Here is a 14566-nt window from a genome sequence, read left to right on the forward strand (position 1 = left end):
GGCCATAAGGTGCCCCATGACACCCGAGCGGCTGTCAGCCGGCCAGGCCGGCGGCCACGTAGCGGGTGATGCGGGCCAGCCTGGCGCCCTGCACCCGGCACGCGGCGAGCGCCTCCTCGTCCGGGGCCGCCGACCTGCGGGACACGAACGAGCCGCCGTACGGGTTGCCGGACTCCATGATGTGCGGGTCGGAGTAGCCGAGCGGCAGCACGATCGCGCCCCAGTGGTAGAGCACGTTGTTCATCGCCAGGATCGTGGACTCCAGGCCGCCGTGCTTGGTCGACGAGCTGGTGAACGCGGTGCCGACCTTGTCCAGGAGCTTGCCCTTCGCCCACAGGCCGCCTGTGGAGTCCAGGAACTCCTTGAGCTGGCCGGCCGGGCCGCCGAACCGGGTGGGGCTGCCCAGCGCGATGCCGTCCGCCCACTCCAGGTCGTCCAGGGTGGCGTGCTCGTCGTAGTGGTTGTCGTCCACCCAGGCCTGCCAGCGCGGGTTGCTGGCCACCGCGGCGGGCGGCGCGAGCTCGCGCACCGGGCGGACCCTGACCTCGGCGCCCTCCTTGCGCGCCCCGTCCGCGACGGCCTCGGCCAGCGCCGCCACGTTCCCGGTGGCGCTGTAGAACACCACGGCGATCTTGGGGGTGGTCACCGGCCCTCCACCCGGCCCTGGTGGACGCGCAGGTGCAGGGTGGTCAGGTCCAGCAGCGGCGTGGGCACGCCGAGCCGGCGGGCCCGGGCGACCAGGTCACCGAAGATCTGCTCGACCTCGACGGGGTGGCCGCCGGCCAGGTCGCGATAGGCCGACGAGGTGTGCGGCGAACCCTCGGCGGTGACTGTCGCGGAGATCGCCTTGAGGTCGGCGTCCGGGACGGGGTGGCCGGCCGCGGCGGTCACCGCCGCGCACTCGGCGACCACCGCCTCGGCGAACTCGGTGCCGCCCGGGGCGGCGTTGACCTCGCCGACGGTGCCGCGCATCAGGCAGGTCACCGCCCCGACGCTGGCGATGAACGCCCACTTCGACCACATGTCGCCGACGATGTCCGACGAGACCGCGGTGTCGAACCCGGCGCCGGTCAGGGCGTCGTGGACTTCGTCCAGCCGGGGGTCGGGGCGCCCGTCCAGGCTGCCGTAGGACAGGCTGCGCAGCTCGCCGAGCCTGGCGATGTCGCCGTTGGAGTCCACGGTGGACATCACCTTGGCCACCGCGCCCAGTGCGCTCGCCCCGAACCGCTCGGAGAGCACGTCGACGTGCCGCATCCCGTTGAGCATCGGCACGATCCGGCTGTCCGGGCCGACCGCCGGCGCCAGGTCGGCGATCGCGTTCTCCAGCCCGGCCGCCTTGACCCCGAGCAGGATCACGTCGTACGGACCGTCGATCTGGTCGGCCAGCAGCAGGCGCGGCTCGAGCACCGTGTTCTCGCCGAGGCCCACGATGCGCAGCCCGCGCTCACGCAGCACGGCCGCCCGCCCCGGCCGCACCAGGAACGTGACGTCCCGGCCCGCCTGCGCCAGCCGTCCGCCGAAGAAGCCGCCGGTCGCGCCGGCCCCCACCACCAGGATCCGCACGTCTCCCCTTCCGTAGGTCCGTGAGCAGGCGCTAGCCGTACACGCCGCTCACGACGTCAGCGAACGGGACCGGCGTGTGCAGCACGGCCCCGTCGTACTCCCCCGGCGCGGCCAGGCCGACCGTCGCCGAGGTCACCAGCAGCGTGCCGCCGGCCAGGCAGACGCTGGTCGGCTGGGTCGCCGGCACCGGCAGCACACGGTCCACGATGCCGTCCGGGGCGAACCGCCGCACCTCGCCGGCGCCCCAGACCGCCGACCAGACAAACCCGTCCGCGTCCACCAGCATTCCGTCCGGGCTGCCGTTGGCCAGCCGGGCGAACTCACCCCGCTCGCCGAGCTCACCGGTGTCCGGGTCGAGCGGGAACCGGTAGATGACGCCCTCGGCGCTGTCGGCCAGGTACATCAGCCGCCCGTCGGCGGAGAACGCCGGCCCGTTCGGCACGGTGATCCCGCCCAGCACCCTGGTGACCGCGCCGTCGCGGTCCACCCGGTACAGCGAGCCGGCGCCGCGCACCTCGTCGTAGGCCATCGACCCGGCCCAGAACCGCCCGTGCGGGTCGGCCACCGCGTCGTTCATCCGCATCCGCTGGGCGGCCCCGTCCTCCGGCCGCGCCAGCCACTCCAGGCCCGCCCCCGGCGCGAGCACCGCGATCCCGGTCCCGGCCGCCGCGATCCACCCTCCGCCGGCCCTGGGCGCGACCGCCCCCAACGGCTCGTCCAGCCTGACCAGGGTGCGCGGCTCACCGTCCAGGCCGGAGGGCAGCTCCAGCAGCCGGCCGGACAGGATGTCCACCATCACCACCCGGCCCCCGACCAGCCGCAGGCCCTCGCCGAGCGCGAACCGCTCCCCCGGGAGCGCAGTCCAGGACATATCCACCTCACCACTCCGCGAGCGAGCCGTCGGGGTGCCGCCACACCGGCGGGCGCCAGCGGTGCCCGGCCCGGTCCGCGCGCCGCACCGCCGCCTCGTCGATCCGAACCCCCAGCCCGGGCGCGTCGGTCCGGGCGATGAAGCCGTCCGGGAACGCGAACGACTCCCGGTCCAGCACGTAGTCGAGCAGCTCGGCGTCGGCGTTGTAGTGGATGCCGATGCTCTGCTCCTGGATCAGGAAGTTCGGCGCGGCGAACGCGACCTGCAGGCTGGCGGCCAGCGCGATCGGCCCGAGCGGGCAGTGCGGCGCGAGCAGCGCGTCGTGGGCCTCGGCCAGCGCCGCGATCCGGCGCACCTCGGAGACGCCGCCCGCGTGCGAGAGATCGGGCTGAACCACTGCCACGCCCGCGCGCAGCGCCGGCAGGAAGTCCGTGCGGGAGAACAGCCGCTCCCCGGTGGCCACCGGCACCGGCGACGCGGCGACCACATCCGCGAGCCGGTGGGTGTACTCGGGCAGCACCGGCTCCTCCACGAACAGCGGGTGCAGCGGCGCGAGCTCGGGGATCACCCGCCGGGCGGCGGCCACGGTGAAGCGGCCGTGGAAGTCGACGGCCACGTCCCGGTCCTCCCCCATCACCTCGCGCACGGCGGCCAGCCGGTTCACCACGCCGGCGGTCTCGGCGGCGGTCGGCATCCGCCCGATGCGCCCGCTGGCGTTCATCTTCACCGCGGTCAGCCCGGCCGCGACCCGCTCGGCGGCCGCGTCGGCCACCTGTGACGGCTCGTCGCCGCCGATCCAGCCGTACACCCGCACCCGCTCGCGCACCGCCCCGCCGAGCAGTTGGTGCACCGGCACGCCCAGGGACTGGCCGAGGATGTCCCACAGCGCCTGGTCGATGCCGGCGACCGCGCTGGACAGCACCGGGCCGCCCCGGTAGAAGGCGGCCTTGGTCATGGCCTGCCAGAGGTCCTCGATGCGCCGGGGGTCGCTGCCGATCAGCAGGTCGGTGAGCTCGTCCACGGCGGCCCGGACCGACCCGGCGCGGCCCTCCACCACCGGCTCGCCCCACCCGACGAGCCCGGCGTCGGTGCCGACCCGGCAGAACAGCCACCGAGGCGGCACCAGGAACGTCTCGACCTCGGTGATCTTCATCGCGGCCCCTCCCTCAGGACGACGTCTTGTAGATGCTCCAGCCGCCGTCCACGACCAGCGACGCGCCGGTCACGAAGGAGGCGTCGTCGCCGACCAGGAACGCGATCGCGGCCGCCACCTCGTCGGGCCGCCCGAGCCGGCCGAGCACCGTCTGCTCGGCGGTGCGGTCGCGGTCCTCCGGGCCGATCCCGTCCCACGCCGGCGTGAGCACCGGACCGGGCAGCACCGAGTTGACCCGCAGGTCGGGGCCGTACTCGGTGGCGAGCTGGCGGGCCAGCCCGGTCAGGCCGGCCTTGGTCGAGGCGTAGGCGGCGCGGCCGGGCAGCCCGAACATCGCGTGCACCGAGGAGGTCAGCACCACCGCCCCGGACCGGCGCCGGCGCAGGTCGTCCAGGCAGGTCCGCACCCCGAGGAAGGCGCCGGTCAGGTTGACCGCGAGCTGGCGCTCCCAGGACGCCAGCGACGTCTCGTGCGCGGGCCGCACGTCCACCGCGTAGGCGTTGCCCACCAGGATGTCGACCGGACCGAGCTCGGACCGGCACCTGCCCACCGCCGCCGCCCAGCCCGACTCGGAGCTCACATCGCAGTGGATCGCCGCCGCGCGCCCGCCGGCCGCCGTGATCGCACCGGCCACCTCTGTGGCATCGGTCACGTCCAACAGCGCCACGGCGGCGCCGTCCGCGGCCAGTCGCCGGGCGGTGGCCGCGCCGATGCCCCGCGCCGCCCCGGTGACCACCGCCACCCGCCCGTCCAGCCGCCGCTCCATCGCGCACGAACGTACCCGGATCAGGAACACCTCGCGCCCGTGCCTCGTTTCGTATAACGAGAGCGGTCGTGACGTCTGAGGGTGAGAGACGTCGCGCGGTTTTCGCTGCTCTTACGCACAGTGACCAAATCGGGGAATGTCTCGTATCTCACTTGAGTACTTGCAGTTCTCTATGTCACCCTAACGTGGTGACGACAGCAGACTCACGGCGAGCGGCCCACCGAATGGGTGAGCTGGCTGGCCGGCCGGTCGAACAGCGCGTTCCCAAACAGCGGGAGAGTGCGATGGTCACCCTTGGCGGCGATGCCCGCGATGCCGGGCTCCGGGGTGTGCTGCCAGCCGTGTCGTGGGCGGCGGTTGCACGGCGTGTTCTCGATATGACGGTTGCCACACTGGCGCTGCTCGTACTGGCGGTGCCCTTGGTCGTGGTGGGGCTGCTGGTGCGGTTCTCCAGCGGTGGCCCGGCGCTGTTCCGGCAGCGGCGGGTGGGCCTGGGCGGCCGCGCGTTCACCATGTACAAGTTCCGCACCATGCGCGAGGGCGCGAGCGACGAGCTGCTGCGCGAGATGATCGCCGCCGAGCTGCGCGGCGAGGACACCTCGTCGAACGGCAGCTACAAGCTCGACAGCGACCCCCGGGTGACGAAGATCGGCACGTTCCTGCGCAAGACCAGCCTGGACGAGCTGCCACAGCTGATCAACGTGCTGCTCGGCGACATGTCCCTGGTCGGCCCGCGCCCGTGCCTGGAGTGGGAGGCGCTGATGTTCCCGGCCGAGTTCCAGGCCCGGTTCTCGGTCCGCCCCGGCCTGACCGGCCTCTGGCAGGTCTCCGGCCGCTCCACCATGGGCACCCTGGAGATGCTGCACCTGGACGTGGCCTACGTCCGCTCCCGCAGCCTGGTAGGCGACCTCTCCATCCTGGTCCGCACCATCCCGTCCATGCTCAAGGACCGCAGCGCGCGTTGAAACCCGCCCGCGAGTCGGGGCTCTCAGCACACTGAGTCGCGGATTCCGGCACACTCAGGCCGCGCCCCGAACCAGGTCGGCACACTTCTCGCCGATCATCATGCACGTGATGTTCGGGTTGACCGCCGGCAGGAACGGCATGATCGACGCGTCGGCCACCCGCAGCCCGGACACCCCGCGCACCCGCAGCTCCGGATCGACCACCGCGAGCGGATCGTCCGCCGGCCCCATCTTGGCCGTGCAGGCCGGGTGGTAGACGGTGTTGTGGGTCTTGATGACGTAGTCGACCAGCTCGTCCTCGGTGACGGCGTCGGGACCGGGCGCCAGCTCGCGGCCCACCCACTCCTTGAGCGGGCGCTGCTCGGCGATCCTCCTCGCCAGGCGGACCCCGGTGAGCATGACAGTCATGTCGTGGTCGTCGGGGTCGGTGAAGTAGCGCGGGTCCACCCTGGGCCGGTCCCGGAAGTCGCGGCTGCGCAGCCGTACCGTGCCCCGGGAGCGGCCCCGGCACACGTTGGGCGTCAGGGAGAAGCCGTTGTCGGTGGTCGGGTAGCCGTGCCGGACGGTGTTCCAGTCACACGGCATGCTGCCGTAGTGCATCATCAGGTCCGGCCGGTCCAGCCCGGGCTCGGTCCTGGTGAACAGGCCGATCTCCCACCACTGCGTGGAGCGCGTGACCATCGGCCGCGCCGCCTCCCACATGACCAGGCCCTCGACGTGGTCGTCCAGGTTCGCCCCGACGCCGGGCGCGTCGACCAGCACGTCGATGCCGAACTCCCGCAGGTGCCCGGCCGGGCCGATGCCGGAGAGCATGAGCAGCTTCGGGGTGTCGATCGCGCCGGCGCAGACGATCACCTCGCGGCGCGCGCCCACCGTGACCACCCCCGGCCCGATGCCGGCCCGGTACTCCACGCCGGTGGCCTGACGGTCGGAGAACAGCAGCCGCGCCGCCCACGCCTCGGTGCGGACCTCCAGGTTCGGCCGGTGGCCCAGGACGGGGTGCAGGTAGGCGTGCGAGGAGGACATCCGGGTGTTGTCCGCCGCGGCGTTGATCTGGAAGAACCCGGCGCCCTCACACACGGTCGAGCCCTCGTTGAACCGCACGGTGGGCAGCCCGACCGCGGCGGCGGCCTCCAGCAGCGCGACCCCGCACGGGTCGTCCGGCGGGACCTGGCGCAGGTTCACCGGGCCGGAGCGGCCGTGCCCCTCCCACGGCCCGTCGTTGGTCTCCAGCCTGCGGATCAGCGGCCAGCACTCCTCCGCGCTCCAGCCCGTGCAGCCCATCGCCGCCCACTCGTCGAGGTCCTCGCGCGGGGTCCAGAACGCGATGCACGAGTTGTGCGACGAGCAGCCGCCGAGCACCTTGCCCCTGGCGTGGCGTAGGAACGAGTTGCCGCGCCGCTGCGGCTCCACCGGGTAGTCCCAGTCGTAGCCGGAGTCCAGCAGCGCCATCCAGTCCTCGAGCCGCAGGATCGCCGGGTCGTCGACGTCGGAGGGGCCGGCCTCGAGCAGGCACACGGTGGCCGACGGGTCCTCGGACAGCCGGGCGGCCAGCGCGCACCCGGACGACCCGCCGCCGACGACCACGTAGTCGAAGTCGGTCACGGCGCCTTCTCCAGGTCCTTCGCCCGGTGCTCGGGCAGGCAGCCGAGCTGATGACGGCCCTTGACCCGGTACCAGGCGAGGCCGACCAGCACCACGGCGCCGATGAAGATGAACGCGATCCAGCTCAGCGCGCCCTCCCCGTACACCTCCGGGCGCGGCCAGGCCAGGTTGACGGCCATGCCCGCGCCCCACACCACGGCGATGATGTTGACGGGCAGCCCGAACCGGCCGAGCGAGAAGTACTCTCCGCCCGACCCCTGCCACTGCCCGCGCAGCCTCTTGACCAGCATCGGCCCGGTGACCAGCAGGTAGGCGATGTAGATCATGATGATCGCGACGCTGGTGACCGCCGTGAAGATGGACCGGCTGCCGATGTTCACCACCAGGATCAGCACGGCCGCGACGCCGATGAGGACTGCCGGGACGACCGGCGTCTTGCGCTTGGGATCGATCTTGGCCAGCCGCGCGCCGCCGGGCAGCGCGTTGTCCCTGGCCATCGCGAACATCAGCCGGATCGCGGCGGTGTGCACGGCCAGCGCGCACACGGTGATGGCCACGATGATGGCGATCAGGAAGACCTTGCCGAGGCCGCCGCCGAGCGCGGTCAACACGATCAGCTGCAGGCCGCCGTCGCCGCTGCCCAGCCGGGGGTCCGCCAGGTTCGGCGCGGCCAGGATGCCGAACAGCAGGATCAGCCCGCCGATCACGAACGAGGCGATCACCGCGCGCAGGATCGCCGACGGCGCGGTCCGCCTCGGGTCGAGCGTCTCCTCCCCCAGCGAGCTGGCGGTGTCGAAGCCGTACATGACGTACGCCGAGGCCAGCGCGGCGACCAGAAACGCCCCGGCGTAGCCGCCCGAGTGCGAGGCGCCGAGGTTCTGCGTGTCGAACACCACCGACGGCGGGTTGACGATGTTGATGCCCAGCAGCACGACCAGCAGCACGGCGGCGATCAGCTCGACGAACACGCCGGTGCTGTTGATCCGCGACATCAGCTTGACGCCGAACGCGTTCACCACCGTGGTGAACAGGATCAGCACCGCGCCCCAGATCACCGCGCTGACCGCGAAGTCGGTGGGTCCGGTGCCGTCCCCGACCAGCTGGAAGCCCGACCAGATCTGCGGCAGCGTGACCTGGTAGGCCAGCACCACCGCGGCGATGGTGACCACCGAGGCGGTGAACATCACCCAGCCGGCCAGCCAGGAGGTGGTCGGCCCGGCCAGCCGCTTGGACCAGTTGTAGACCGAGCCGGCCACCGGGTAGCGCCCGGCCAGCTCGGCGAAGCACAGCGCCACCATGACCTGCCCGACGAACACCATAGGCCACGACCACCAGTAGGCCGGGCCGCCGAAGCTGAAGCCGAAGTAGAACAGCTGGAAGGTGCCGGTGAGGATGGAGATGTAGCTGACGCCGGCGGCGAAGCTGGCGAACTTGCCGATGCTGCGCTCCAGCGACTGGCTGTACCCGAACTCCGCGAGCCCGTGCTCGGACTCGTCCTGTGCACGCGTCATTGCGTCACCCCTGTTCTTGCCGTGTTCTCGCCTCACACGCCGGCGAGGCTCGATGAGCGCTCTGCAGTTGGTTGCTTCTCGCCCGGTGCGGGTCGCGCTTAGCCCTTGAACCACCTCAGCGGCGCCGGAGCGGTGTTGTGCCAGATGTGCTTGGCCTCGCGGTACTCGGCCAGCCCGGTCGGGCCCAGCTCGCGGCCGTTCCCGGATCGCTTGAACCCTCCCCACTCGGCGCCGGGCACGTACGGGTGGAAGTCGTTGATCCAGACCGTGCCGTGCCGCAGCGCGCCCGCGACCCGGTGCGCCCGCCCGATGTCGTTGGTCCACACCGCACCGGCCAGCCCGTACTCGGTGTCGTTGCCCAGCGCGATCGCCTGCGCCTCGTCGGCGAACGGCTCCACGGTGAGGATCGGCCCGAACGTCTCCTCCCGGATCACCCGCATGTCCCGGTGGCAGCCGGCGAACACCGTCGGGCGGTAGAAGAACCCCTTGGCCAGCTCGGGTTCGTCCGGGCGGCGCCCGCCGGCGACCAGCCTGGCGCCCTGCGCGAGCGCGGAGGCCACGTAGTCCTCGACCTTGGCCAGCTGCGCGGCGGAGACCAGCGGGCCGACCTCGGAGGCCGGATCCAGCCCGTTGCCCAGCCGGATCAGCTCGGCGCGGCGGCCCAGCTCGGCGACGAACTCGTCGTGCAGCGAGTCCTGCACGATCAGCCGGGCGCCGGCCGAGCAGACCTGCCCGGAGTGCAGGAAGGCGGCGGTCAGCGCGTAGTCCGCGGCGGTGTCGAAGTCGGTGTCCGCGAACACGATGTTGGGGTTCTTCCCGCCCAGCTCGACGGCGACCTTCTTCACCGTCTCCGCACTGGCCCGGATGATCGACCGGCCGGTGGCCAGCCCGCCGGTGAACGACACGAGGTCCACATCGGGGTGCGACACCAGCGGCGCGCCCACCGACGGGCCGTCGCCGAGCACCAGGTTGACCACCCCGCGCGGGACGCCGGCCTCGGCGAGCAGCTCGACGAGCTTGATCGAGCTGAGCGGGGTGACCTCGCTGGGCTTGATCACCACGGTGTTGCCGGCGGCCAGCGCGGGCGCGACCTTCCAGGACAGCTGCAGCAGCGGGTAGTTCCACGGCGTGATGAGCGCGCAGACGCCGACCGGCTCGTAGACCACCCGGCTGAGCACGGCGGGGTTGCCGGTATCCACCAGCCGTCCGGGGTCCTTGTCGGCGAGTGCGGCGTAGTAGCGGAACACGGCGGCCACGTCGTCCACGTCGATCTGGCTCTCGGCCAGCGTCTTGCCGGTGTCGGTGGTCTCGATGTGCGCGATCTCGTCTTTGTCCCTGACCAGCAGCCCGGCCACGGCGTGCAGCAGCTCGGCCCGGGCCGAGGCGGGGGTCGACGGCCAGTCGCCGCCGGCGAACGCGGCCTTCGCGGCGGCCACGGCCGCGGTGACGTCCTCGGCGCCGGCGCGCTCGACGGTCCGCACCACGCTCTGGTCGTAAGGGTTGATGACCTCGTCGCGCGCGGTGCCGTGCGCCTCGGTCCACACCCCGTCGATGAACAGGCTCGGCACGGCGGATCCCTCCACGACGACGGATCTCGTTGCATGTCGCACAACTCGATGTGAAATGCGCAACACATCGGGCACTGTTCTCCGATCGTGCCCGATCCGTCAAGTATTGGGCGTGCTCAGCCGCCGGGGAAGTAGCCGATCCGGGAGCTGATCTCGCCGGCGCCGGCGAGTATCCGGTCCGCGATGCGCTCGAAGTCGTCGGTGATGACGCGGTAGGACGGCCCGGACACGCTGACCGCCGCGACCACCGCGCCGTCCGCCTCGAAGATCGGCGCGGCCACCGAGTTCAGCCCGACCTCCAGCTCCTCGCTGCAGCTCGCCCACCCACGGGCTCGTACCCGCTCCAGCTCGGCGCGGATGGCGGCGGGGGTGGTGATCGTCTGCTCGGTGAACGCCTCCAGTGGCTCGTCGAGCACCGAGGCTATGGTGCCCTCGTCGGCCCAGGCCAGCAGCACCTTGCCGCTGGAGGTGGCGTGCAGCGGGGTCCGCTTGCCCACCCAGTTGCGGGAGGCGACCACGTTGTTGCCGTGCTCCTGGGTGATGTTGACGGCGGCGTTGGAGTCCAGCAGCGCGATGTTGACCGTCTCCTCGAACTCGCCGGCCAGCCGCACGCACACCGGCCGGCCCTCCTTGGTCAGGTCGAGCTGCGCGCTGGTGGCCCCGGCCAGCCGGATGAGCCCGAAGCCGAGCCGGTACTTCCCGCGCTCCTCCTCCTGCTCGACCAGCTGGCGGTTCTCCAGCGCGACCACGAGCCGGAAGGCCGTCGACTTGTGCACCTGTAGGTTCTTGGCGATCTCGGTGACACCGGAGCTGCCGTTCTGCGCGAGGTACTCCAGGATGGTCAGTGCCCGGTCCACCGATTGCACGTGGGTCGTGGGGCCTTCCGAATCGCGGTTTCTGCCCGCCCGCCCGTTATTCATGACGCAACTCTAAACATCAGACGCATCGATACCCGTCTGCCCGTTGACGGGCGTCACCCCATGCGGGCATCCTTGTTTCACATACGACTCCTTGTTGCATATTAAGGAACAGCGAGGTTGCGATGATCCCTGTGGGTGCGCTCGCCGAGATTCCCGTTGGCGAGGCGGTCCGAGTGTTGGCCGATGTGCCGATCGCGGTGTTCAGGGTCTCCGACGACACCGTGTACGCGATCGACGACACCTGTACGCACCAGAAGGCGTCGCTGTCCGACGGATGGGTCGAGGGCTGCGCGGTGGAGTGCCCGCTGCACGCGAGCTGCTTCGACCTGCGCACCGGGGTGCCGGACGGCCCGCCGGCCAGGACCCCCGTCCGCACCCATCAGGTCGTCGTGGTCGACGGCATGGTCTACCTGCGGGTCTCGACCGGCGCGGGCCAGGTCCGCGCGGAGGAGACCGAGGTCGCGTGATCGCCTCGGTCACCGTGGTGGGCGCCTCGCTCGCCGGGCTGGGCACCGCGCGGGCCCTGCGTGACCAGGGCTTCGACGGGCGGGTCACCGTGGTCGGTTCTGAAGTCCACCGGCCCTACGACCGCCCGCCGCTGTCCAAGGAGTTCCTGGCGGGCACCATGGCCCGCGACGAGCTGGACCTGCTTTCGCCCGAGGACGAGCCGCTGGGCGTGGACTGGCGGCTGGCGCGCACGGCGGTGCGGCTGGATCCGGGCGGGCGCTCGGTGTGGCTGGACGACGGCGAGCCGATCGCGTCGGACGCCGTGGTGATCGCGACGGGTTCCCGCGCCCGCCGGTTGCCCGGCCCGCCGCTGGCCGGGGTGCACACCCTACGCACCGTGGACGATGCCACCGCGCTGCGCGCGGAGCTGGTGCCCGGGGCGCGGCTGGTGCTGGTCGGCGCGGGGTTCATCGGCGCGGAGATCGCGTCCACCGCCGCCGGGCTCGGGGTCGAGGTCACGGTGACCGAGGCGCTGGCCACGCCGCTGGCCGGGCCGCTGGGCGTCGAGTTGGGGCGGGTGTGCGCGGGGCTGCACGGCGATCACGGGGTGCGGCTGGTGGCCGGCGTCGGGGTGGCCGAGCTGGTCGGTGAGCGGCGGGTCAGCGCGGTGCGGCTGGCCGACGGGCGGGAGCTGCCGGCGGACGTGGTGGTGGTCGGCATCGGGGCGCGGCCGTGCGTGGACTGGCTGGCCGGCTCCGGGCTCGCGCTCGCCCCGGACGGCGGCGTGGCCACCGACGCCCGGTGCGCCACCGCGGTGCCCGGCGTGCTGGCGGTGGGCGACTGCGCCGCCGCGCACCGGGACTGGGCCGGCGGACCGCTGCGGCTGGAGCACTGGACCAACGCGCTCACCCAGCCGAACACCGCCGCCGCCACGCTGCTCGGCCGGGACGACCCGCTGCCGCCCGACCACGAGGCGCCGTACTTCTGGTCCGACCAGTACGGCCACCGGCTGCAGTTCGCCGGCCACCGCCGCGACGGCGACCTGGTCGAGGTCGTCGAGGGCGACGTCGACGCGCGCGAGTTCCTGGCCGTCTACCGGCGCGGTGACCAGCCGGTCGCCGTGCTCGGGATGAACCAACCGCGCCAGTTCACCCGGTGGCGCCGCCGGCTCGCCGCGCGCGCCACCACCACCGCCACCGTGTGACCGTGTTCGGCCGAAGGGCACTCACATGACCATTGCTCCGCCCAGCCTGATCAACACCCTGCCCGGCAGCTCGTACGCCGACCCCGAGGTCTTCGCGCTCGAACAGGAGCGGATCTTCGAGTCGAGCTGGTTCGCCGTGGCCAGGGCCGCCGACATGCCCACGCCCGGCAAGTTCCGCACCGTCCAGGTCGGACGGGAGAGCGTGCTGCTGGTGCGCGACCGCCGGGGCGTCCTGCGCGCGCACCTGAACGTGTGCCGCCACCGGGGCGCGCGGCTGTGCACCGAGCCCGCCGGCGAGGTCCGCAACGCGGTGCGCTGCCCGTACCACGCCTGGACCTACGGCCTGGACGGCTCGCTCATCGCCGCGCCCAACCTGGCCGAGATGGCCGACGTGGACCGCGCCGAGTACGGGCTGCGGCCGGTGCACCTGCGCGAGTGGCTGGGCGCGGTGTGGGTGTGCCTGGCCCAGCGGCCGCCGTCGTTCGAGGACACCGTCATGGGGGCGGTCACCGCGCGGCTCGGCGACGCCGACACCGTCGAGGCCTGGGGCATCGACCGGCTGGAGCTGGGCCGGCGGATCGTCTACGACGTGGCCGCGAACTGGAAGCTCATCGTCGAGAACTTCATGGAGTGCTACCACTGCGCGACCATCCACCCCGAGCTGACCGAGGTGCTGCCCGAGTTCGCCGACGGCTTCGCCGCGCAGTACTACGTCGGCCACGGCGCCGCGTTCGCCGAGGACGCGCACGGCTTCACCATCGACGGCGGGGCCAGCTTCCCGACGCTCTCCGCCGTGGACGACGCCCACGACCGCCGCTACTACGCGATCACGGTGAACCCCCAGGTGTTCATCAACCTGGTGCCCGACCACGTGATCTTCCACCGGATGTACCCGCTGGCCGTGGACCGCACGGTGGTCGAATGCGACTGGCTGTTCGCGCCCGAGGTGGTGGCCGGCGGCGCCGACCTGTCCCGGTCGGTGGAGCTGTTCCACCGCGTCAACCAGCAGGACTTCGAGGCCTGCGAGCGCTGCCAGCCGAACATGACCTCACGGGTCTACGACGCCGGCGGCGTCCTGGTCCCCAGCGAGCACCACATCGCCGCGTTCCACCACTGGGTCACCGAGAAGCTCGCGGGCTGACCTCCCGCAGCCACCGCATCGTCGCCTCGACGTCGTTGAACATGTAGAAGTGCAGGCCGGCGAACGCGCACGCCTCCTCGGCGGCGAGCGCGTGGACCAGGGCGTCGGGGCGGTAGCTGCCCGGACGCAGCAGCTCCCTGGCGGCGGTCCGCTGGCCCCGGACGAACCGGACCGAGTCGCCGACCCCGATCCGCATGCTGATCCGGAGCAGCCTGCGCAGGTTCACCACGCCAGGGACGCCGACCAGGATGGGCAGCGTGACACCGCGCTCGCGGGCGGCCCGGGCGAACCGGCACACCGCGGCCGGGTCGAAGCACATCTGTGTCGTGGCGTAGTCGGCCAGCTCCTGCTTGGCGAGCAGCGCGGACCACAGCGTCCCGTCGTCGATGAGCGGGTGGCCCTCCGGGTAGCAGGGCACGCCGATCCGGGCCGGCCGGTGCCCGATCCGGCGCATCGCCCGCAACAGGGACAGCCCGTCCGCGAACTCACCCCGGGGCGGATCGGCGTCGCCGCCCACCACGAACACCTCCCGGACACCGGCCCGGTCGAGCCGCCCGAGCAGCTCGGACAGCTCGGCGGTGTCCAGGATCTGGCGGGCCGGGAGGTGCGGGACGGCGTGGAACCCGCGCTCGGCCAGCCGCTCGGCCAGCGCGACGGTCGGCCCGACGCCCCGGCTCGGCGAGGTCGTCACGGTCACCGTCGCACCCGCCGGCAGCGCCTCGGCCTGCTCCAACGCCCCGGACAGCGGGGTGAGCTCGAACCGCGCCCCGGCGAGCAGCCGCGCCACGATCGGGAGTTCCCGGCCGCCACCGGCCACGCCACCGGTGGCCGCCGGCGGGTGCGTCAGCATGG

General features: G+C 72.5%; 14 protein-coding genes. 4 read left to right on the forward strand and 10 right to left on the reverse strand.

The window, feature by feature from the left end:
- Nucleotides 1–34 precede the first annotated feature (34 nt).
- Genes wrbA through N912_RS0102295 form a run of 5 tightly spaced genes read right to left on the reverse strand, consistent with a single transcriptional unit; the run spans nucleotide 35 to nucleotide 4353 of the window.
- Nucleotides 35–646: an NAD(P)H:quinone oxidoreductase gene (gene wrbA, locus N912_RS0102275; RefSeq protein WP_028921144.1), complete on the reverse strand. Its 612-nt coding sequence runs from the start codon at nucleotides 644–646 to the stop codon at nucleotides 35–37.
- Nucleotides 643–1563 (reverse strand): ketopantoate reductase family protein, encoded by a 921-nt coding sequence (locus N912_RS0102280; RefSeq protein ID WP_028921145.1) that lies wholly within the window; start codon nucleotides 1561–1563, stop codon nucleotides 643–645. Before N912_RS0102280 ends, wrbA begins: the two co-directional genes overlap by 4 nt.
- A 31-nt stretch (nucleotides 1564–1594) precedes the next feature.
- Nucleotides 1595–2434: an SMP-30/gluconolactonase/LRE family protein gene (locus tag N912_RS0102285; protein ID WP_028921146.1), complete on the reverse strand. Its 840-nt coding sequence runs from the start codon at nucleotides 2432–2434 to the stop codon at nucleotides 1595–1597.
- Between the two features lie 7 nt (nucleotides 2435–2441).
- A complete protein-coding gene (gene dgoD / locus N912_RS0102290; protein WP_028921147.1) occupies nucleotides 2442–3587 on the reverse strand; it encodes a galactonate dehydratase in 1146 nt (381 codons plus the stop codon).
- Between the two features lie 13 nt (nucleotides 3588–3600).
- Nucleotides 3601–4353 (reverse strand): SDR family NAD(P)-dependent oxidoreductase, encoded by a 753-nt coding sequence (locus tag N912_RS0102295; protein ID WP_037063296.1) that lies wholly within the window; start codon nucleotides 4351–4353, stop codon nucleotides 3601–3603.
- Nucleotides 4354–4694: 341 nt separating this feature from the next.
- On the opposite strand from N912_RS0102295, the gene N912_RS0102300 reads away from it, so the two are divergent.
- Nucleotides 4695–5318 (forward strand): sugar transferase, encoded by a 624-nt coding sequence (locus tag N912_RS0102300; protein ID WP_281176251.1) that lies wholly within the window; start codon nucleotides 4695–4697, stop codon nucleotides 5316–5318.
- Nucleotides 5319–5372: 54 nt separating this feature from the next.
- On the opposite strand, the gene N912_RS0102305 is transcribed toward N912_RS0102300, so the two are convergent.
- The 4 genes from N912_RS0102305 to N912_RS0102320 form a co-directional block, all read right to left on the reverse strand.
- Nucleotides 5373–6923: a GMC family oxidoreductase gene (locus tag N912_RS0102305; protein ID WP_028921150.1), complete on the reverse strand. Its 1551-nt coding sequence runs from the start codon at nucleotides 6921–6923 to the stop codon at nucleotides 5373–5375.
- A complete protein-coding gene (locus N912_RS0102310) occupies nucleotides 6920–8434 on the reverse strand; it encodes an APC family permease (RefSeq protein ID WP_028921151.1) in 1515 nt (504 codons plus the stop codon). Before N912_RS0102310 ends, N912_RS0102305 begins: the two co-directional genes overlap by 4 nt.
- A 98-nt stretch (nucleotides 8435–8532) precedes the next feature.
- Nucleotides 8533–10002, reverse strand: a complete 1470-nt coding sequence (locus N912_RS0102315; RefSeq protein ID WP_028921152.1) for an aldehyde dehydrogenase family protein — start codon at nucleotides 10000–10002, stop codon at nucleotides 8533–8535.
- A 116-nt stretch (nucleotides 10003–10118) separates the two neighbouring features.
- Nucleotides 10119–10859, reverse strand: a complete 741-nt coding sequence (locus N912_RS0102320) for an IclR family transcriptional regulator (protein WP_028921153.1) — start codon at nucleotides 10857–10859, stop codon at nucleotides 10119–10121.
- Between the two features lie 185 nt (nucleotides 10860–11044).
- On the opposite strand from N912_RS0102320, the gene N912_RS48985 reads away from it, so the two are divergent.
- From N912_RS48985 to N912_RS0102335, 3 genes are read left to right on the forward strand one after another with little or no spacing between them, the layout of a single operon-like run.
- Nucleotides 11045–11389 carry a bifunctional 3-phenylpropionate/cinnamic acid dioxygenase ferredoxin subunit gene (locus N912_RS48985; protein WP_037062663.1) on the forward strand — a complete coding sequence of 115 codons (345 nt, stop codon included), beginning with the start codon at nucleotides 11045–11047 and terminating at the stop codon, nucleotides 11387–11389.
- A complete protein-coding gene (locus N912_RS0102330; RefSeq protein WP_028921154.1) occupies nucleotides 11389–12573 on the forward strand; it encodes an NAD(P)/FAD-dependent oxidoreductase in 1185 nt (394 codons plus the stop codon). The genes N912_RS48985 and N912_RS0102330 overlap by 1 nt, the downstream gene beginning before the upstream one ends.
- Nucleotides 12574–12598: 25 nt before the next feature.
- A complete protein-coding gene (locus N912_RS0102335; protein ID WP_028921155.1) occupies nucleotides 12599–13714 on the forward strand; it encodes an aromatic ring-hydroxylating oxygenase subunit alpha in 1116 nt (371 codons plus the stop codon).
- On the opposite strand, the gene N912_RS48990 is transcribed toward N912_RS0102335, so the two are convergent.
- The gene (locus N912_RS48990) at nucleotides 13692–14564 is read right to left on the reverse strand and encodes a methylenetetrahydrofolate reductase (RefSeq protein ID WP_084210529.1); all 873 of its coding nucleotides are present in this window, start codon (nucleotides 14562–14564) and stop codon (nucleotides 13692–13694) included. The genes N912_RS0102335 and N912_RS48990 overlap by 23 nt on opposite strands.
- Nucleotides 14565–14566 lie beyond the last annotated feature (2 nt).

This window comes from Actinospineispora acaciae DSM 45401 (assembly GCF_000620785.1).
GTDB lineage: Bacteria > Actinomycetota > Actinomycetes > Mycobacteriales > Pseudonocardiaceae > Pseudonocardia > Pseudonocardia acaciae.